This window comes from Streptomyces sp. NPDC001220 (assembly GCF_053597895.1).
This window is the reverse complement of record NZ_JBSFJE010000014.1, coordinates 20,257-39,385: the sequence shown is the minus strand read 5'-3', so window position 1 is coordinate 39,385 and position 19,129 is coordinate 20,257. Positions and strand designations below refer to the sequence as shown.

The 19,129-nt window shown below is 68.3% G+C and carries 18 protein-coding genes and 3 pseudogenes; 9 read left to right on the top strand and 12 right to left on the bottom strand.

All coding sequences use genetic code 11. The features are described from left to right. Positions 1 to 96: 96 nt before the first annotated feature. Both ACWDGI_RS30470 and ACWDGI_RS30465 read right to left on the bottom strand, forming a co-directional pair. Entirely contained in the window at positions 97 to 948 is an 852-nt protein-coding gene (locus ACWDGI_RS30470; RefSeq protein ID WP_450764439.1) for a helix-turn-helix domain-containing protein, read from the bottom strand. A 16-nt stretch (positions 949 to 964) separates the two neighbouring features. After that, positions 965 to 1,719, bottom strand: a pseudogene (locus tag ACWDGI_RS30465) (DUF6879 family protein). A gap of 172 nt (positions 1,720 to 1,891) precedes the next feature. On the opposite strand from ACWDGI_RS30465, the gene ACWDGI_RS30460 reads away from it, so the two are divergent. The 4 genes from ACWDGI_RS30460 (at position 1,892) to ACWDGI_RS30445 (ending at position 3,140) form a co-directional block, all read left to right on the top strand. Further along, on the top strand, positions 1,892 to 2,098 hold the full coding sequence (locus ACWDGI_RS30460) for a hypothetical protein (RefSeq protein ID WP_450764437.1): 207 nt from the start codon (positions 1,892 to 1,894) through the stop codon (positions 2,096 to 2,098). Continuing rightward, the gene (locus ACWDGI_RS30455) at positions 2,095 to 2,337 is read left to right on the top strand and encodes a hypothetical protein (RefSeq protein WP_450764850.1); all 243 of its coding nucleotides are present in this window, start codon (positions 2,095 to 2,097) and stop codon (positions 2,335 to 2,337) included. The genes ACWDGI_RS30460 and ACWDGI_RS30455 overlap by 4 nt, the downstream gene beginning before the upstream one ends. Then, complete coding sequence (locus ACWDGI_RS30450; RefSeq protein WP_450764435.1) at positions 2,334 to 2,519, top strand: hypothetical protein; 186 nt, start codon at positions 2,334 to 2,336, stop codon at positions 2,517 to 2,519. Before ACWDGI_RS30455 ends, ACWDGI_RS30450 begins: the two co-directional genes overlap by 4 nt. A 423-nt stretch (positions 2,520 to 2,942) precedes the next feature. After that, positions 2,943 to 3,140 carry a hypothetical protein gene (locus ACWDGI_RS30445; RefSeq protein ID WP_450764433.1) on the top strand — a complete coding sequence of 66 codons (198 nt, stop codon included), beginning with the start codon at positions 2,943 to 2,945 and terminating at the stop codon, positions 3,138 to 3,140. Between the two features lie 361 nt (positions 3,141 to 3,501). Here the strand turns inward: ACWDGI_RS30445 and ACWDGI_RS30440 are convergent, their stop codons facing one another. From ACWDGI_RS30440 to ACWDGI_RS30415, 6 genes and pseudogenes are all read right to left on the bottom strand, one after another. After that, a complete protein-coding gene (locus tag ACWDGI_RS30440) occupies positions 3,502 to 4,083 on the bottom strand; it encodes a shikimate kinase (protein ID WP_450764431.1) in 582 nt (193 codons plus the stop codon). Continuing rightward, a complete protein-coding gene (locus ACWDGI_RS30435) occupies positions 4,080 to 5,336 on the bottom strand; it encodes an IS256 family transposase (RefSeq protein ID WP_450764429.1) in 1,257 nt (418 codons plus the stop codon). Before ACWDGI_RS30435 ends, ACWDGI_RS30440 begins: the two co-directional genes overlap by 4 nt. Before the next feature lie 562 nt (positions 5,337 to 5,898). Next, positions 5,899 to 6,924: a hypothetical protein gene (locus ACWDGI_RS30430; RefSeq protein ID WP_450764427.1), complete on the bottom strand. Its 1,026-nt coding sequence runs from the start codon at positions 6,922 to 6,924 to the stop codon at positions 5,899 to 5,901. 260 nt (positions 6,925 to 7,184) lie between these two features. After that, positions 7,185 to 7,913, bottom strand: a complete 729-nt coding sequence (locus tag ACWDGI_RS30425; RefSeq protein ID WP_450764425.1) for a DUF5677 domain-containing protein — start codon at positions 7,911 to 7,913, stop codon at positions 7,185 to 7,187. 235 nt (positions 7,914 to 8,148) lie between these two features. Beyond that, positions 8,149 to 8,320 (bottom strand): annotated as a pseudogene (locus ACWDGI_RS30420) (transcriptional regulator); the annotation flags it as partial. A gap of 93 nt (positions 8,321 to 8,413) precedes the next feature. Beyond that, positions 8,414 to 8,712, bottom strand: a pseudogene (locus ACWDGI_RS30415) (DUF6879 family protein); the annotation flags it as partial. 365 nt (positions 8,713 to 9,077) lie between these two features. Between ACWDGI_RS30415 and ACWDGI_RS30410 the strand changes: the two are divergent. Continuing rightward, entirely contained in the window at positions 9,078 to 9,866 is a 789-nt protein-coding gene (locus ACWDGI_RS30410) for an SAM-dependent methyltransferase (protein ID WP_450764423.1), read from the top strand. A gap of 98 nt (positions 9,867 to 9,964) precedes the next feature. Here the strand turns inward: ACWDGI_RS30410 and ACWDGI_RS30405 are convergent, their stop codons facing one another. The 4 genes from ACWDGI_RS30405 to ACWDGI_RS30390 all read right to left on the bottom strand — a co-directional run bounded on the left by ACWDGI_RS30405 (position 9,965) and on the right by ACWDGI_RS30390 (position 13,304). Then, positions 9,965 to 10,642 (bottom strand): GntR family transcriptional regulator, encoded by a 678-nt coding sequence (locus ACWDGI_RS30405; RefSeq protein ID WP_450764421.1) that lies wholly within the window; start codon positions 10,640 to 10,642, stop codon positions 9,965 to 9,967. 129 nt (positions 10,643 to 10,771) lie between these two features. Further along, positions 10,772 to 11,719 carry a beta-ketoacyl-ACP synthase III gene (locus ACWDGI_RS30400; RefSeq protein WP_450764419.1) on the bottom strand — a complete coding sequence of 316 codons (948 nt, stop codon included), beginning with the start codon at positions 11,717 to 11,719 and terminating at the stop codon, positions 10,772 to 10,774. Positions 11,720 to 11,866: 147 nt separating this feature from the next. Next, positions 11,867 to 12,001 carry an MFS transporter small subunit gene (locus ACWDGI_RS30395; protein ID WP_351699133.1) on the bottom strand — a complete coding sequence of 45 codons (135 nt, stop codon included), beginning with the start codon at positions 11,999 to 12,001 and terminating at the stop codon, positions 11,867 to 11,869. Beyond that, entirely contained in the window at positions 11,976 to 13,304 is a 1,329-nt protein-coding gene (locus tag ACWDGI_RS30390; RefSeq protein WP_450764417.1) for an OFA family MFS transporter, read from the bottom strand. Before ACWDGI_RS30390 ends, ACWDGI_RS30395 begins: the two co-directional genes overlap by 26 nt. Positions 13,305 to 13,550: 246 nt before the next feature. Between ACWDGI_RS30390 and ACWDGI_RS30385 the strand changes: the two genes are divergently transcribed. Genes ACWDGI_RS30385 through ACWDGI_RS30370 form a run of 4 tightly spaced genes read left to right on the top strand, consistent with a single transcriptional unit; the run spans position 13,551 to position 19,127 of the window. Next, entirely contained in the window at positions 13,551 to 14,522 is a 972-nt protein-coding gene (locus ACWDGI_RS30385) for a 2-dehydropantoate 2-reductase (RefSeq protein WP_450764415.1), read from the top strand. Continuing rightward, complete coding sequence (locus ACWDGI_RS30380; protein WP_450764413.1) at positions 14,519 to 16,447, top strand: molybdopterin oxidoreductase family protein; 1,929 nt, start codon at positions 14,519 to 14,521, stop codon at positions 16,445 to 16,447. The genes ACWDGI_RS30385 and ACWDGI_RS30380 overlap by 4 nt, the downstream gene beginning before the upstream one ends. Positions 16,448 to 16,452: 5 nt before the next feature. Further along, positions 16,453 to 18,270, top strand: a complete 1,818-nt coding sequence (locus tag ACWDGI_RS30375) for an NADH-ubiquinone oxidoreductase-F iron-sulfur binding region domain-containing protein (RefSeq protein ID WP_450764831.1) — start codon at positions 16,453 to 16,455, stop codon at positions 18,268 to 18,270. Then, positions 18,267 to 19,127 carry a 2Fe-2S iron-sulfur cluster-binding protein gene (locus ACWDGI_RS30370; RefSeq protein ID WP_450764411.1) on the top strand — a complete coding sequence of 287 codons (861 nt, stop codon included), beginning with the start codon at positions 18,267 to 18,269 and terminating at the stop codon, positions 19,125 to 19,127. Before ACWDGI_RS30375 ends, ACWDGI_RS30370 begins: the two co-directional genes overlap by 4 nt. Positions 19,128 to 19,129 lie beyond the last annotated feature (2 nt).

Sequence of the window (19,129 nt, the reverse complement as noted above, 5' to 3'; positions counted from 1 at the left end):
TCGTCGCCATTCCTCGGCCCCCGATCGCCCCACCTGACGCTCAGCTAACTCAGTTCACGGTAGCGCTGGGTGACGACAACCGGGCCGCCTCGGGTCTCAGAGGGAATTGAGGGCACGGCGGGCCGAGTTGATGAGGTTGTGGGCGTCAGAGCCGCAGACGGCGGACTCGCGGAGGGTGCGCCAGGTGCGGAGGTAGAGGGCAAGAGCGTCAGCGTCATCGATCCAGAGTTCGGCGTGCCAGTTCTCCACGATCACCTGGCGGTCGTCGTAGATCCAGAATGCGGTGGCCGGCGGGGTCTTCAGGGACGCCGACAGCGAAATGATGCCCAGCTTGACCGTGTCCAGGCCGATGGCGCCCGAGAGGCGGTCGAGCTGGGCCAGGAGCACCGAGGGCGGGCAGACCATGGCGCGGAGGGCGGCCTCCCAGAGGATGAGGTGGAATCGCTTCGAGGAGTCGTACAAGGCTTCCTGGCGCTTCATGCGGGAGCGGACGGCTTCCTCGGTGTCGCGCGGCGACCGCTGAAGCTCGGCGTACCGGGTGAAGATCGACCGGGCGTAGTCCGGCGTCTGCAGGATGCCGAAGATCATGGAGGACTCCCAGCCCCGGAAGACCGAGGCGTCGGCGTGCGCCCCGAGGTGGGTGTCCTGCACCGGCTTGTGCCCCGAGGCCAGCTGCCGACGCCAGGACCGGATGTGCGACTCGAACCCCCGGAGCCTGGCCAGCAGCTCGTCGTACGCCTCGGGCTGGCCGGTGGCGTCGGCCCACTTGCGCAGGTCATCGGTCGTGGGGGTCTGCCTGCCGTTCTCCAGCTTGGTGACCTTCGACTTGTTCCAGCTGTACGCGTCGGCCAGCTGCTGACCGGTGAGCCGGCCGCCCGGGGCCGACAGCCGGAGTTCGCGCAGCCGCACGCCGAGCGCCTCGCGCACCTGCTGGTAGTCCGTGCTCACCGATCAGCGGCCTGCCTTACTCCTTCGCGGCCAGCTGCGCCGCGACCTGTTCGTACGGGATGGCGTGGTGCATGGCAGCGTCCCGGGCCTGGGCATACCGCAGGACCGCTGCGGGCTCGGTGATCAGCTCGACGTTGAGCAGGTTGTCTGCGTCATCAAAGTTGAGGAGAGCGACCAGCCGGGAGTCGAACAGCCAGAAGTCCTCTCCGGGCAGGCTCGCGCGGTTGGCGTCAGAGCGCGGCAGGCTGAAGATCTTCTCGCCGACGGCACTGTTACGCCGGGCGTTTTCGAGGAGGTACAGCTGTCCGGCGGTCGGCGGGCTGTCGATGACGCGGGCACGCTCGAACCGCTTGCCCATCGCGGTCTGCTCCAGGCGTTCGGCGCACGATGCGGCGTCCACTCCGTCCCAGCTCACAGGCTCGCCACGGGTGAACTGGCGTAGGTGGCGGTGGCCTCGTCGGAGGCGTACCGGCGCCGTGTCTCCAGCCGCCAGGCGGTGTGCTTGAACTGGGTGAAGAGCCGGTCGAACTCGTCCAGCCCGATGATGTCCGGCACCCGGTTGACCTCCTTCGGCCCGAAGTCGACGAGGAGAGCGCGGGGCACCACGATGGGCACCTCACCCTCGTTCAGGTGCTGGAGCTGGCCGAGGTCCGCAGGGTCGGTGAGCGCCGGGCCGTGCACGATGACCTCACCCGAGTCGAGATCCTCGTGCACAGCAGGGCACCCGTTGACGCCGCTGCCCGTGCCGTTGAAGCGCAGTCGTCGGGTCATGACCAGTTCCCTTCGTCAGAGGACTGATCCCACAGCTTGTCCGAGTCCGGTGGCCGCCGACCTGGGTTCCGGCGACCTTTATCAGCAACCTCTCGTAACCTGGGAGAGGCGTCAAGCAACTTCGCGCAACTTCCATCGCCTTCCCCAACGCCCGAGCTCTAGCGTCCGTTTCATGGCACCGAAGAAGACGAAGGACATCGGCGACACACAGGCGGCGGTCGAGACGCTCAGAGCCGCCCTGGACTCTGCGGGGATCGTCTTCCCCTCGCTGAGGGTGGACCCGGCGTCGCCCGGGTTGCAACTGGTCGAGCTGGGACGGGTACGCGCGGACGTCGCCGTGCGCCTCGCCAGGGCGCTGGAGAAGGAGCCCGGCAAGTGACCGCCGAGGACGTCGAACCGCCAGCCGGCACCCTGGTCATCGACACGGCCAGCGACCAGCTCGGGTACGCCATGGGGCGCGAGGGTCCGTACGTCCAGCTGCGGCCGGTGGCTGGCGGACGAGAATGGGACGCCGACCCCGCTCTGGTCCGTCGCGCCACCGACGAGGAACGCTTGCAGGCCGTGGCCGAGCGGACCCGCGCCATGAACACCTTCAGCAGCGGCGGGATCTTCGGATGACCGGCCGCACCGAGGACACTTCCGCGATGTCCGCGGAGTGCGCGCTGGCCCAGCGGCCGGGCTGCTCGGACTGGCACAAGAGGTGCAGCCAGACCCGCAACATCCCCCTCCCCCGCAGCCGGGGCATCCTCCTGATCCGCCGCTGCACCTGCCCCCACCACCGCTACACCTCCCCCGGCTGACGCCCCCTCACCTACGCCCTGACCAGCGCCTGAGCTTCGCCCCAATTCGACCGTAGTGGGGCTTAGTTACTTACTGACGAAGATCACGTCGGCATGCGCTAACCTGTAGGTGTGGGGACTTTCACCCCCCGCACCTGGTAGACCCGCGAACGGGACCAGGTCCGGTTAATCAGACTGGTTGGCTGGGCGCGGTGCAACTACGCCGCCGCGCTCTGACGTGACCTCCACAGGGTCTGACGACATACCGCATTTCAAAGGCGCGAACGCCACGCTTGAACAATGGGCCGACGAGTAGGCCCGCTTGAACACCGAGAACATTTGCGCCACACGTCAGTGCAGGTGTCTCGGTCCGAACCGTAAGGGTTCGGATCGAGGCTGCCTGCGCACCCGATCCGACACCCATGACAGGGAAGGTAAGGATCGGTGGACGGCACCGCCATCATCATCATTCTCGCCATCGCTGGCGTGGCTTCCGTGCTGCTCTTCGCTGCGAAGGGGCTGCTGGACCAGGTCCCGGATGTGATCGAATCCGCCGGGAAGGCCCGCGACGCGTGGGAACGCTTCAAGAAACCTGAGCTGCCACCTTCTGCGGATGATCAGGAGCCGCCCGCTGCCGCCTAGATCAGTGCTGCCCCGCCTCTCAGAACGAGGCGGGGCAGCACTGTTTCGGCAGCTCAACATCCAATTGTTTCGTGACGGGGCATAGTTCAGAGGCGGTGCGGTAACCTCAGCATAGTGCCCACGGTGGAGCTGCGAACTCCTGTTGAGCGCTCGACAAGATCATCTTCGTGCCGCTTCTGTGTTCGCACTGCAGAAGCTGCGTAACCCGTCAGGACCGGGTTCCTTGTGTCACCAAGGCGGCATCACCCCGGTTCATCCGACGTCGGCTGCCGTCGGCATTGGTGATCAATTTTGTCGCAGACATACATACTTGATGAGTAATCGTCAATACCTGTGGTCTGTTGTGTTCGTCGTGTCCCGATCAGGTGTCTCGGAGCAGTCGTGCTGCGGTCTGGGCGGGCGTCTCGTCCAGCGTGTAGATCGTCCGTGTCGCGACCACTTGGACGCCGTGGTCGTCGAGCCAGTGGGCGAGGAAGTCATGTCCGTCGATGATCCAAGATCGTCCCTTGTCCACCGTGCAGCGTTGCCGTAGGACGTTCAGTGAAGTCTTGCGGTTGGGAGAGGGCAGGAGCCGGATGACGTCTGGACAGCAGCTCAGCGCGGTGCGGACCGCAGCCAGCTGCTGGTCATCGGTGTAGCTGGTATGGCCTGCGCCCAGCGCGATGACGGCTCCGGGGTGGTCGGCGACGGCACGTGCCACGGCGTGTGCTCGGGCTGGTTCCCACTCGGCTTCGGCCGCGAGGCGTCCGACAGCGGCGATGCGCTCGCGGAGTTGGGCGATGCTCCATCCCGCCTCGGCGTAGTACCTGTCCGCGACGGCGTCCAGATCGACGAACGGTCTTTGCGTTCTTGCCGCGATCTCTTGGCCGAGAGTGGTTTTCCCGGTGCCGGCCGGGCCGATCAGAACCATCCATGGCGCCTCAGCGGGCGTCGGTCGGCTCACGCGGCATTCACCTCATCGCGTTCAACAAGGTAGCCGCGTTCGAAGCGGGCTCCGGCGCGGACGAGTGCGACGAGGTGGGGTGCGTTCACAGCCCGCCAGCGGGCCTGGGCGGAGTCCACGAGCTTGAAGACCATCGCCAGGGCAGCGGTGCGGGAGCCGGCACCGCGGGTGACCTTGGTCCGCAGCCGGACGGTGGCGAACGTGGACTCGATCGGGTTGGTCGTCCGAAGGTGGATCCAGTGCTCCGCGGGGAAGTCGAAGAACGCCAGCAACTGCTCCTGGTCATCGGTGATCTTCTTGACGGCCCTGGGGAACTTCGCGCCGTAGAGCTTCTCGAACGTCCTGACCGCTGTCTCGGCGTGGTCGCGGTCCTCGGCGTTGTAGAAGTCCTGTATCGCCTTCTTCGCGCCGGGCTGCGCGGACTTCGGGAGGCAGTCGAGCACATTTGCGGTTTTGTGAACCCAGCACCGCTGCTCGCGGGTGGTGGGGAACACCTCGGCCAGGGCCTTCCAGAACCCGAGGGCGCCGTCACCGACTGCCAGGACCGGGGCGCGCATGCCCCGGCGGGCGCAGTCGCGCATCAGGTCCGCCCGGGATTCAGCGGATTCGCGGTAGCCGTCCTTGAGCGCGACCAGTTCCTTGGAGCCGTCGGCGCGGACCCCGATGAGCACCAGGACGCAGGCTCTGGCCTCCTCGAGGCGGACGTTGAGGTGAATGCCGTCGGCCCACACGTACACGTAGTCGACGTCGGACAGGTCGCGGTCCATGAAGGCGGCGTGGTCGGCCTGCCACTGCGTCGTCAGCCGGGTGACCGTCGCCGGCGAGAGCCCAGCGGAGGAGCCGAGGAACTGCTCCAGGGCGGGCACAAAGTCGCCAGAGGACAGGCCGTGCAGGTAGAGCAGCGGAAGCACTTCGCTGATCTTCGGGGACTTGCGGCACCACGGCGGCAGGATCGCTGACGAGAACCGCTTGCGCTCGCCGGTCTGCTCGTCGACGCGCTTGTCGTTCACCCGCGGCGCCGTCACCTCGACTACGCCGGCTGCGGTGGTGACCTGCCGGGGCTGGTGATAGCCGTTACGGACCACCAGGCGCCGCCCCTTGTCGTCGCACTCATGAGCCAACTCGGCTATGTAGGCGTTGACTTCTGCCTCCAGCGCGGCGGCGAGCATCCGCCGTGCCCCTTCCCGAACGACCTCATCCAGCGGTGAACTGCCGCTTGGCATGGTGCCGTCCTCGTTGACTACCGTAAGCACCGGCGTGCCTTCCCGACCGACGCTGCAACGTCGGCCTTGCTCGATGACCTATCGATCGATCCATCGGGAAGGTACGCCTTCTTCCGTCAGGCGTGATCCACAGATAATGAGCATTGCTCATACTTGATTGCGGTCGGGTTAGCCCGGCCTTCTGAGATACCCGGCAATACGTCGGACGCAGGGCTTCTCAGTTCGAGCCACTCAAGCAGTGGCCGAGCTGACGAATGCCCTGCGCATGAGCCCCGGCTCGGTCACCCGATCAGAAAGGTACCGAGTCCTTTGGACGGCGCATTGACGCTCGCCATCCTCGCCATCGCAGGGGTGGCCTCGATCCCTCTCTTCGCACTGAAGGGAATCTTGGATCAGGTCCCAGAAGTGATCAACTCGGCGAGTCGTGCACGTGCTGCCTGGCACCGCTTCAAGAGCACAGGCGACGAGCGGCTGTCCCCACCACACCAGGTGGCTCAGCCAACCGTGCGGCCAGTAGACGACGAGGAGCAGCCGCCCGCTGCCGCGTAACCCGTCATGAGCCTCTCCCGCCCAGCTAGGGCGGGAGGCCTCGTCACAGGGCGTCGATCACAAGGCGCAGGAACGCGTTCAGCCAGGCGCTCGACGGGACGTCGTGCATGTCGATCAAGTCTGCCGACTTCCGGATGTGCCGGTGCAGGGCGTCGTGCCCCTGTGGCTTGAAGTCGAGCAACTTCCGCAAGTAGTCCTTGTCGGTCTTCGTCCAGGCCGCGAGCGAGTTGCTGGCCACCTGCTCGAAGCTCTTCTGACCGAACACGGGCGCCGTGTGGTCGAGGATCGCCCGGATCAGCGCGTGACAGGCGTATGGGTTGTCGAGCGCGAAGTTGCTGTTCAGCTCGCGGGTGAGCTGGACCAGCTTGGTCACGTCCCACTGCGAGCTGGTGTTCTTGTCCTCCAGCTCCTTGATCAGCGGTTCCTTGACGTAGACCGGAGCCGGGGGCTGCGAAGCAAAGGCGGACATGGCCTCCGGTTCAGAGTCGCCCGCGAAGGAGGTGGGGAGGTCGATGGGCGGCGGCATCAGCTCCGTCACTCGGACCACGTAAGACTTCACGAAGCGGACGCCGTCATAGCGGGAGATCCCATGCTTCAGCCCTCGGGCCCATTCGCCATTGGCCCCCGACTTCGAGCCAAACCAAGTCGGGGGCTCGTGGTCGAGGATCCCGGGCAGGCGCTCCATGAACTGGTCACTGATCGAAGGCAGCGCCTGTCGGATCATCTCTGCCGTGTAGGCGACCTGCACAACCGAGTCTGGGTCGAGGGGTGCCGCGCGGTAGATCTCGACCAGCTTCCGCAGGACGTTGAGAAACGGGTGCGCCATGACAGGCAAGAGCGAGGGAACATGGGGGGCAGCAGCGACGGTCAGAGCGACCCGTTCCGCGTCACCGATGTAGCCAGGTCGGCTGTACCAAGCCAGCCCATAGGAAACGCCCATACCCGGCGGGGGTCCCACCTGGGGCAAGGAATCAATCAGCTTGTCGGCGTCCAGACCCTGGCGGCTGAGTGTCTCTCTGACGAATTGCCACATCGGCCACCTGTTCCACTTCACGTAGGGGGCAGCCATGGTTTCGAGCAACAACGTCTGGTCAGGACTGAGCGGGGCAAGTAGGTCCGTCACTGGTCATCCGATCACAAGTGCCATGAAGGTGACGAACATCGTACTGACGCACACCGACAGTCAGCCCCGGCTTTTCGCGTGGCTTCTCCGGGCTCTCACGGGGCCTCGGAGGGGCCGAGAGGGCGCGTAAGCCGCCCGCGGACCGGCCTACGCACGAAAGGCCGCCGGAGACGTCGCTGTGGCCTCTCGAGTGGGCCGGCACCTACTCAGACTGCTCCAGCGAGACCGGCGGCGTCACCGATGGCCCTGAGCTGATCTGTCCACGGTGCGTCGACCATCAACTCGTTGAAGGCAACCATGCCGAAGAACAGGAAGAAGAAGGCGACGTAGGGCGACGCCTCCATCGGGTCACCGCCGATGTCGTACGCCGGAGTAAGGAGCAGTTCCAAGCTGTTGTCTGACTCGCGATAGAAGCATCCAGCTGCGACGAGAGTGGCGTGTGAGAGCTGTGTCTCAGTGAGCCAAGACTGGAGCAGTCCCCCGCCGAGGCTGCCCAGAAGGTTGCTGGTTACGTTGTAAGTGTTGGTCGGGTTGCCAGGAATGACCGCGTCTCGCACGGCGTCGGCTGCCTCCGCGTCGTACCGATACCCGCCGTCGTCCGCTGCCTTGCGTAGGCCACCTTGCTTGAACTGGTGAGCCTTGTTCATGGAGTCCACGGCGTCCTCGCCGTCCCTGACAAGCCATTGGAGATGAGCAACGTACTCGATCATCAGGCGTCGATTCGGTGCGGCCTCGTGGCCGAGCCCATTGCTGTGCAGGGTGACCACGGCAGCGGCCTGCCGGTGCAGGGCAGCCACCAGACCCCAGCCGACCTGAAACGGTCGGCGGTTCTCGGGCGGCGGAGCGTGGTCAGCAGCGCCGCTGGCCAGCAGCTTGGTCAGCGCCTCCAAACCGGGCACCGCCAGCCTGTTGAACTCCGCAATATCTACGGTCATGCGTAGATCATCCCGCCCAGAGCACCCCGTGCGCAGCAGATTTTCCTTTCACGACTCTGCGCCCCTGCCTCACCGCGAGAAGGCAGGGGCGCAGCTCAGGGGGAGTGACTAGGCCGCCAGCAGCAGGCGGAAGGGGATCGAGGAAGAAGCGGTACCCCCCCGTAGGAGGACCGGGCACGCCTATTTCCAGGCGTGCCCGTTCTTCCTGGGCAAACAGACGCGGATCAACCCTGACGGTGGCAGTCTGCTTGCCCAGTTCCAGCGTCGAGACCTTGGAGTTGGGCCAGCCCGGTCTCTGAGCGAGGGCGGTGCCGGTTAGTCGCCCGTCAGGGGCGGAGAACCGAAGTTCCCTCAAACGCACCGAGGGTCTCGCGAACCTGCTGATAGTCCGTGCCCCCGGGCCCCACCCGCTTCTTCGCCTCCTTCGCGGCCACGCTCGCGGCGAACTGCTTGTACGGAACGTCGTAGTGCAGCGCGACGTCCCGCAGTCGGTTGTACTGGTTCACAGCCGCCGGTTCCGTGACGAACTCGGCGCCCGTGAGATTGTCGTCATCATCGAAGACGAGAATGGCGACGAGGTGCGAGTCGGAGATCCAGAAGTCCCCATCGGGAAGGTCGACCTGTTGGGCGTCCTTGCGCCACATGTTGCGGACGTCCTCTCCGAAGCTGCGTACTTGTCGCCGTACGCGAGCAGGTACACCTGGCCGGTGGTCGGCGGGCTGTCGACGATTCGGACCCGGCCGACATACCCACCGTCATCGATCTTCGCGCGGATCGTGCGGCTCCACGGGGTGTCCAGATCCCAGACGGGCGTCTCGCCCTGGACGAACTGAACACAGGTGTCAGTCAGTTCGTCGGACGCCTAGCGCCCCCGCGTCTCCCGGTGCCACACGCTGTGCTGAGGCTTGTCGAAGAGCTTGCCGAACTGATCCAGGGCGATGGCCCGTGGCTCTCACGCGGAAGCGCGAGGCCAGCGCCCCGGCGCGACCGGTCGCTCCTACAGGGGCAGCCCGTCGCGCATATGAGCGTGCCGCACATCGAGCGACAACTCCGCGTGAGGGCTGGGCCAATGGCACAATCGCAATGCCCTCCACCGCCTCCTCCACGGCGCACGAAGCGACCTCGGTGAGTCGGTCAGCGATCGAGTACACGCTGGAGTCATGCATGACGGCAGACCCCACCCGCGGAAGTCGTATCGACACGAGCCGGCCCCACCCGGCACGCGTCTACGACTGGCTGCTGGGCGGCAAGGACAACTACCCGGTAGATGAGGAGGTGGCGGCGAAGCTGCCACCGGAAGCGCGTCTCAACGCCATGCGCAACAGGGCGTTCATGCACCGCGCAGCGGCCTGGCTGGCCGGCAACGGCATCGACCAGTTCCTCGATATCGGTACGGGCATCCCGACCCAGCCGAACCTGCATCAGATCGTGCAAGGCATAGTGCCGTCGGCGCGGATCGCCTACGCCGACAACGACCCCATCGTGCTGCGGCACGCGGAGGCTCTGCTCATCAGCAGTCCCGAGGGAAGCACCGACTACATCGAGGCCGACGTACGGAAGCCGGGAGCCATCCTCGACCACGCCCGTACGTTTCTGGACTTCACCCGGCCCGTCGCGCTGTCGATGATCGCGCTGATGCACTTCATCACCGACGACGAAAACCCTTACGGTCTTACGCGGACAATTCTCGACGCGCTGCCCTCGGGCAGTTACTTCATGTTCTCCCACGGCACCACGGATGAGCACCCCCACCTCGTCAAGTCGGTGACCACGACCTACCGCAAGGGCGAGATCCCCCTGCGCATGCGTACGCGGGCCGAGATCGAGCCGTTCTTCGAGGGCCTGGAACTGGTGGCTCCAGGGCTGGTCACAGCGACCAGGTGGTACAAGGATTCACCGGCTCCCGCCCAGGAGCTGAGCGGCTTCTACGTCGGCGTCGCCCGCGTGCCGTAAGGATGTCCTCGCACCCGGGGGTGTGGCGCGGCCGACGGGCGTACCACTTGGCCGGGCAGCGGCTCCGGTCCTTGGCCTCGGCCTTGCCGGCGGCTTGGTCAGGGCTTCGCCCGCTCGTGGTACGACCGCCGGGTGTGCTCCGTGTGTTCGCGCATCAGGCGGGTCGCCAGCTGTTCGTCGCGGGCCGTGATCGCCGCGATCAGTTCGCGGTGTTCGATCCAGGACTGGTGGCCGCGCTGCCGGGCCACCGGCGTGTAGTACCAGCGGACCCTGCGGTCGACCTGGGCGGCGAGTTCGGCGAGGACCGTGTTGCCGGCCAGGTCCATGATCTTGGCGTGGAACGCGGCGTTCAGGGCGACGGCCCCGTCCACGTCGTCCGCGGCGACCGCCTTCTCGCCCTCGGCACACAGGGATTCGAGGGCCGCGACGCCGGCACTGCCCGCCTCGGCCGCCGCCAGCCGGGCCGCCTCCGCCTCCAGCAGGGTGCGGACCGTGAGGAGTTGGTCGGCCTCGGCCTCCGTCGGCTCATGGACGAACGCGCCCTGGGCGGGCCTGAGATCGACCCAGCCCTCGGTGTTCAGCCGCTGGAGCGCCTCGCGCACCGGCTGCCGGGAGACGCCCAGGTGGCCGGCGAGTTCGCTCTCGACCAGGTGCTGGCCGGGCTGGAGGGCGCGGGTGGTGATGAGTTCCAGCAGTGCCTCGTAGACGCGGTCGCGGAGCGGGCCGGGGCGTTCGAGCTTGGGCACCGCGCCCTGCGGCAGTCCGGCTGACAACATCGGGTCCCCCTTCGGCAGACACCCGTTACGAGCGGACACTCAGTATCGATTGTCTTTCGTCTACAGTCTACGGCGCACAACTGCCAGGGGAAGCGGGAGTTGACCACGTCACACCACGGAACGCGCCCCTCAGGGACACCGCACGACCTGCCCCGCGTACGACAGGTTGCCGCCGAAGCCGAACAGCAGTACCGAATCGCCGCTGGCGACGCGCCCCTGCTCGACCAGCTTGGACAGTGCGAGCGGGATGCTCGCGGCCGAGGTGTTGCCCGATTCGGTGACGTCCCTGGCGACCACCGCGTTGACCGCGCCGATCTTCTGCGCGAGCGGCTCGATGATCCGCAGGTTGGCCTGGTGCAGCACGACGGCCGCGAGGTCGGCGGGGGTGACCCCGGCCTTCTCGCAGGCGCGCCGGGCGATGGGCGGCAGCTGGGTGGTGGCCCAGCGGTAGACGCTCTGCCCCTCCTGCGCGAACCGGGGCGGGGTGCCCTCGATGCGTACGGCGTGGCTCATCTCGGGGACGGAACCCCACAGCACCGGCCCGATCCCGGGCTCCTCGCCCGGCCCGCACGCCTCGACCACGGCCGCGCCCGCCCCGTCGCCGACCAGGACACACGTCGTGCGGTCGGTCCAGTCCGTCACCTCGGACATCTTGTCGGCGCCGATGACGAGCGCACGGGTGGCGGCGCCCGCGCGGACGGTGTGGTCGGCGGTGGCGAGCGCGTGGGTGAAACCGGCGCACACGACGTTGACGTCCATCGCGGCGGGCTGCGGGATCCCGAGCCGGGCGGCGACGCGAGCGGCCATGTTCGGGGAGCGGTCGATCGCGGTGGAGGTGGCGACCAGGACCAGGTCGATGTCCGCGGGGGTGAGGCCGGCCGCCGCGAGGGCCTTGGCCGCGGCGTGCGCGGCGAGTTCGTCGACGGGTTCGTCGGGCCCTGCGATGTGCCGGGTGCGGATGCCCACCCGGCTGCGGATCCACTCGTCACTTGTGTCCACCAGACCCGCCAGGTCCTCGTTGGTGAGCACCTTGGCGGGCTGGTAGTGGCCGACGGCGGCGATGCGCGAGCCGTTCATGGGTGGTGGGTCCCCCTCGTTGCCTCGGTGTGGGCCCACCAGTCTGTTCAGTGACTCACGGGTACGACGGCACGTAAGGCCACAGGAAACGGGCGCCCGAGTTGTCGGCTTCTTGCAGACCCTCGGACGCCCGAGCATTCTCCCGGTTCACCCGTTGAACAGCTGTGTCGCTTTCTGTACGAGTTCATACACTCCGTAGGCGAAGGGCGCGCCCACCCAGAGCCAGGCGACGGCGATCAGCCAGCGGCGGTCGGTCTCAGGCTGGCTGCTCTCGTTCGACATCGACGGCCTCCCTCGGGGCGGGGATGTGGTGGCGGACGTTGACGGGCCGGATCAGCTCGTTGGCGACGAACCCGACGACGAGCAGTCCGATCATGATGCCGAAGGACAGCGTGTACAGGTCGGCGCCGTGCTTGCCGGCGTGCTTCTGGTGGTCGGCGATCCAGTTGACGATCAGCGGTCCGAGCACACCGGCGAGGGACCAGGCGGTGAGCAGCCGGCCGTGGATCGCACCGACCTGGTAGGTGCCGAACAGGTCCTTCAGATACGCGGGGACGGTGGCGAAGCCGCCGCCGTAGAAGGACAGGATCACCAGCGCGCAGAGGATGAACAGCGGCTTGGACGAGTCCCCGAACAACGTGATGAGCAGGTACATCAGCGCGCCGACACCGAGATAGACGCGGTAGATGTTCTTGCGGCCGATCAGGTCGGAGGTGGACGACCAGCCGATGCGGCCCGCCATGTTGGCGGCGGACAGCAGGGCGACGAACCCGGCCGCCGCGGACACCGTCACCGGGGTGGAGCCGTCGGCGAAGAAGTCCGTGATCATGGGGGCGGCCTTCTCCAGGATGCCGATGCCCGCGGTCACGTTCATGCAGAGCACGACCCACAGGCACCAGAACTGCGGGGTGCGGATCGCGGTGTTCGCCGAGACCTGCACGCCCTCGAAGGCGCTCGGCGCGCCCGCGACCGGCTTCTCGCTGCGCGGCACCCGGATCAGCAGCACGCCGAGGCTCATGAAGACGGCGTAGGTCAGCCCGTGCACGAGGAAGGCGAGCGCGATGCCATCGTTGTCACCGCCGAAGGACGAAAGCATCTGCGCGGACCAGGGCGAGGCGATCAGCGCGCCGCCGCCGAAGCCCATGATGGCGATGCCGGTGGCCATGCCGGGCCGGTCCGGGAACCACTTGATCAGGGTGGAGACGGGCGAGATGTAGCCGATGCCGAGGCCGATGCCGCCGACGAAGCCGTAGCCGAGGACGATCAGCCAGTACTGCTTGGTCTCGGCGCCGAGCGCGGAGATCAGGAAGCCGGTGGAGAAGCAGACCAGGGCGACCGTCATGGCCCAGCGCGGTCCGTTGCGCTCGACGAGGGTGCCGCCGAACGCGGCCGACAGGCCGAGCATCACGATCGCGAGCTGGAAGGGCAGCGCGCTCTCGGTGCCGCTGAGGTTCAGCGCGGATTCGAGCGGCGGTTTGAAGACGCTCCAGGCGTAGGCCTGGCCGATGGAGAGATGGACGGAGAGGGCGGCGGGCGGGACGAGCCAGCGGCTCCAGCCCGGCGGTGCTACAGGGGGGCTGCTCATGAGTCCCGAACGGTAGGGCCGGGTCAGGGTGGTTGAGAACCCGACGACTCGATCGTATGCGATGAGCGGTATCCAGAATGCGCCGAACGGTCGCTGTCCGAACCCTTGTCGGACCTGACTCCATACTGTAGACAATATTTCGTCGACATGATTCGGCCGATGGCCGGACCGCTTCACACGACGACCCACGACCCGGTCTCCCCGAGGCCACCTCCGCGGTATCCCTCAAACCGAACGGAGTGTTCCGTGAAAGTCGCAGTCCTCGGCGCCGGTGCGATCGGCGCCTATGTCGGTGCCGCGCTCCACCGCGCGGGCGCCGAAGTGCATCTCGTCGCCCGTGGACCCCATCTGGCGGCCATGAGGCAGTACGGAGTACGGGTGCTCAGCCAGCGCGGTGACTTCACCGCGCACGCCCACGCCACCGACGACCCGGCCGAGATCGGCCCGGTCGACTACGTCTTCCTGGGCCTGAAGGCCAACTCGTACGCGGCGTGCGGGCCGCTGATCGAGCCGCTGCTGCACGAGCGCACGGCGGTGGTCGCCGCCCAGAACGGCATCCCCTGGTGGTACTTCCACCGGCACGGTGGCCCCTACGACGGCCACCGCGTCGAGAGCGTCGACCCGGGCGGCGCGGTCAGCGCCGTACTCGCCCCCGAACGCGCCGTCGGCTGTGTGGTCTACGCGGCCACCGAGCTCGAAGCCCCGGGCGTGGTACGGCACCTGGAAGGCACCCGGTTCTCGATCGGCGAGCCCGACCGCAGCGCGTCCGAGCGCTGCCTGCGGTTCAGCGAGGCGATGCGGAGCGGCGGGCTGAAGTGCCCGGTGGAGCCGGAACTGCGCAACGACATCTGGCTCAAGCTGCTCGGCAACATCTCCTTCAACCCGATCAGCGCGCTGGCCCGGGCCACCATGCGGCAGATGTGCCTGCACGGCGGCACCCGCCGGGTCATCGAGATCATGATGCGCGAGACGCTCTCCGTCGCCGAGGCGCTCGGCTGCGAGGTCGGTGTCTCCATCGAACGCCGGCTCGCGGGCGCCGAGAAGGTCGGCGACCACCGCACCTCCACGCTCCAGGACCTGGAGCGCGGCAAGCCGCTGGAACTCGACGTGCTCCTCGCGGCCGTCGTCGAGCTGGCGGAGATCACCGGCGTCCAGGTGCCCACCCTGCGCACCGTGCACGCCATCTCGGACCTGCTCGCGCTGAGGAGCGCCGCATGAACCGCACGAGGAACAGGCAGCCGAAGACCTACACCCGGCTCACCCACCCGCTGATCCGGGACTCCCGTGACGAGCCGTTCCGGCGGGCGAGCTGGCAGGAGGCCCTGGACCGCGCGGCCCGCGGCCTGGACCGCAACCGGGGGGCGTTCGGGCTGTTCTCCTGCGCCCGCGCCACCAACGAGATGAACTACGTGGCCCAGAAGTTCGCCCGGGTGGTGATGGGCACCAACAACGTCGACTCCTGCAACCGGACCTGCCACGCCCCGAGCGTGGCCGGCCTGAGCGCCGCCTTCGGCTCCGGCGGCGGCACGTCGTCGTACGAGGAGATCGAGCACACCGACGTCATCGTGATGTGGGGCTCCAACGCCCGCTTCGCGCACCCGATCTTCTTCCAGCACGTGCTGAAGGGCATCAGGAACGGCGCCCGGATGTACGCCGTCGACCCGCGCCGCACCTCCACCGCCGAGTGGGCGGAGGGCTGGCTCGGGCTGAACGTCGGCACGGACATCCCGATGGCGCACGCGATCGGCCGGGAGATCATCCACGCGGGGCTGGCCAACGAGGCGTTCGTCGAGCGGGCGACGACCGGCTTCGAGGAGTACCGGGCGCTCGTCGAACCCTGGACGCTGTCGCTGGCCGAGAAGGTGACGGGCGTCCCGGCCGCCGCGATAAGGGAGTTGGCGCACGCCTACGCCCGCGCCGAGCGCGCCCAGCTGTGCTGGACCCTCGGCATCACCGAGCACCACAACGGCACCGACAACGTCCGCGCCCTGATCAACCTCTCCCTGCTCACCGGCCAGGTGGGGCGCTACGGCGCCGGGTTGCAGCCGCTGCGCGGGCAGAACAACGTGCAGGGCGGCGGCGACATGGGCGCGATCCCCAACCGCCTCCCCGGCTTCCAGGACATCCTCGACCCGGAGGCCCGGCTGAAGTTCGAGTCGGCCTGGGACACGGTCATCCAGCCCCACTACGGGCTGAACCTCACCGAGATGTTCGAGGCGATGGAGGAGGGCGCGCTCAAGGCGGTCTACTGCATCGGCGAGAACCCGGCCCAGTCGGAGGCCGACAGTGAGCAGGCGATCCGCCGGCTGAGCGCCCTCGACTTCCTGGTCGTCCAGGACATCTTCCTCACGAAGACGGCGGAGCTGGCGGACGTGGTGCTGCCCGCGACCGCCGGCTGGGCGGAGACCGAGGGCACCACCACCAACAGCGAACGGCGGGTGCAGCGGGTGCGCCGGGCCGTGACCCCGCCCGGCGAGGCCCGCGAGGACATCGACATCCTCTGCGACCTCGCCACCCGCCTCGGCCACGACTGGAAGTACGCCGACGCCCAGGCCGTCTGGAACGAGCTGAGGTCGGTCTCCCCGGACCACTACGGGATGACGTACGACCGGCTCGTCGAGCACCAGGGCATCCAGTGGCCGTGCCCGAGCACCGAGCGTCTCGAACCGGCCTATCTGCACGGCAGGCTGTGGGAGAAGGACCCGGCGCGGCGCGGCCTGCCGGCCCCCTTCGGGCTGGTCCGGCACGATCCGCCGGTCGACCTCACCGACGAGGAGTACCCCGTCCGGCTCACCACCGGACGGCGGCTGGACTCCTACAACACCGGGGTGCAGAGCGGCGGTTACGCCTCCCCGCTGCGGCGCGGCGAGTACATCGAGCTGTGCCCGGAGGACGCCGAGCGGTACGGGGTCGTCGTCGGCGAAGAGGTCCAGGTGTCCTCGCGGCGGGGCTCGGTCGTGGCCCCCGTCTGGATCGACACCGCCCTGCGCCCCGGTCTCGCCTTCATGACCATGCACTTTCCCGACGAGGTGGACACCAACCAGCTGACGATCGAGGCCAACTGCCCGATCGCGGGGACGGCGGAGTTCAAGGCCTCGGCGATCCGTATCGAGAAGCTCCCGGTCGCGACCATCGTGAGGTGACCCAGGTGGACCTGCACTTCGGCGACAGCAGACCGACGGACGAGGAACGGGCGGCCGTGGACGCCCTGCTGGGCCCTCCGGAGTCCTCCTGGGAGGGCGCCGACCGCTCCGACGCGGATCTGCGCTGGGCACGCGGCGGGCGTCCCGCCCGGGACCGGCGCGACCTGCTGCTGCCGGGGCTGCACGCGATCAACGACCGCGTCGGCTGGATCAGCGAGGGCGCCCTCGGCTATCTGTGCCGCCGCCTGACGGTCCCGCCGGCCGAGGCCTACGGCGTCGCCACCTTCTACGCGATGTTCTCCGTCGGGCCCCGACCGGCGACCGTCCTGCACGTCTGCACCGACCTGGCGTGCACGGCGGCCGGGGCGTCCGCCCTGTGCGCCGGGGTCGAGGAGGGTCTCGGTCCCGGGGTGCACGTCGAGCGCAGCCCCTGTCTGGGCCTGTGCGAGCGGGCCCCGGCCGCCCTCGCGATCCGGGCCGGGGATCCGGTACGTACCGCGGTGGCGGCCCCGGCGACGGTCAGGGCGGCCGTCCTCGCGGCCACCGCGCCCGACTCGGCCCCCGAGGAGCCGTCGGCCGCGGCGGCCGTACCGCAGGCAGGACAGGAGGGTCTGACCCTGTTGAAGCGGGTGGGCGTGGTCGACCCGTGCTCGCTCGACGACTACCGGGCGCACGGCGGCTACACCGCCCTGCGGCACGCCTTCGGGCTCGGTCCCGCCGGGGTCATCCGCGAGGTCACCGACTCCGGTCTGGTCGGACGCGGGGGCGCCGCCTTCCCCACCGGCCGCAAGTGGCAGGCCACCGCGTCCCAGCCGGACCACCCGCACTACCTCGTCTGCAACGCCGACGAATCCGAGCCGGGCACCTTCAAGGACCGCGTCCTCATGGAGGGCGACCCGTACGCGCTGGTGGAGGCGATGACCGTCGCGGCGTACGCGATCGGCGCGCACCGGGGCTTCCTGTACATCCGCGGCGAATATCCGCGCGCGACACGGCGGATACGGCACGCGGTCGACCAGGCGCGTGCCCGTGGCTTCCTCGGCGACGACATCCTCGGCCAGGGCTTCGCCTTCGACATCGAGATCCGGCGCGGGGCGGGGGCGTACATCTGCGGTGAGGAGACGGCCCTGTTCAACTCCATCGAGGGATACCGGGGCGAGCCGCGCTCGAAGCCGCCGTTCCCGGTGGAGAAAGGGCTGTTCGGCAGGCCGACGGTCGAGAACAACGTGGAGACGCTGGTCAACGTCCTGCCGATCCTGACCATGGGCGCCCCGGCCTACGCGGCGATCGGGACCGCCAGGTCCACCGGACCCAAGCTGTTCTGCGTGTCGGGGAGCGTGGCCCGCCCCGGTGTCTACGAGCTCCCCTTCGATGCCACGCTCGGCGAGCTGCTGCAACTCGCCGGAGTCCGGGACGACTTGCGGGCGGTGCTGCTGGGCGGGGCGGCCGGCGGCTTCGTACGGCCGGACGAGCTCGGCATCCCGCTCACCTTCGAGGGCACCAGGGAGGCGGGCACCACGCTCGGCTCGGGTGTGGTCATGGCCTTCGACGGCACCGTGCCGCTGCCCCGGCTCCTGCTCCGCATCGCCGAGTTCTTCCGGGAAGAGTCCTGCGGGCAGTGCGTGCCGTGCCGGGTGGGGACGGTCCGGCAGCAGGAGGCGCTGCACCGGATCGTCGAACGCACCGGCCCCGGCGCGGCCGACGACCTCGCGCTGCTGCGCGAGGTCGGCCGGGCGATGCGGGACGCCTCGATCTGCGGTCTGGGCCAGACCGCCTGGAACGCCGTGGAATCCGCCATCGACCGTCTGGGGGCGTACCGATGACCGTCACACCGCTGGGGATCCCGCGCCGGCTGCTGGAGTTCACGATCGACGGCGAGGAGACCCGGGTCCCGGAGGGCTCGACGATCCTGGACGCCTGCCGGGCGGCCGGGACGGACGTCCCGACGCTGTGCGAGGGCGACACCCTGCGCCCGAAGAACGCCTGCCGGGTCTGCGTGGTCGAGGTGGAGGGGGCCCGGACCCTGGTGCCCGCCTGCTCCCGGAAGGCCGAGCCGGGGATGGTGGTGCGCACCGGCACCGAGCGGGTCCGGCACAGCCGCAGGATCGTCCTGGAGCTGCTGGCCTCCTCGGTGGACCTGTCGACGACCCCGCGGGCCGCCGAGTGGATCAAGGAGTACGAGGCGAAACCGGACCGCTTCGGTCCAGGCGCCGCCCGTCTGGACGAGGAGCCCAGGGTCGACAACGACCTGTATGTGCGCGACTACGACAAGTGCATCCTCTGCTACAAGTGCGTGGACGCCTGCGGCGACCAGTGGCAGAACAGCTTCGCGATCTCGGTCGCCGGGCGCGGCTTCGACGCCCGGATCGCCGTGGAGCACGACGCCCCGCTGACCGACTCGGCCTGTGTCTACTGCGGGAACTGCGTCGAGGTGTGCCCCACCGGGGCGCTGTCGTTCAAGTCGGAGTTCGACATGCGGGCGGCGGGTACCTGGGACGAGACGCGGCAGACGGAGACGACCACCGTGTGCGCGTACTGCGGTGTGGGCTGCAACCTCACGCTCCACGTGCAGGACAATGAGATAGTCAAGGTCACCTCGCCGCACGACAACCCGGTGACCCACGGCAACCTCTGCATCAAGGGCCGTTTCGGCTACCAGCACGTACAGAACCGGGGCTGATC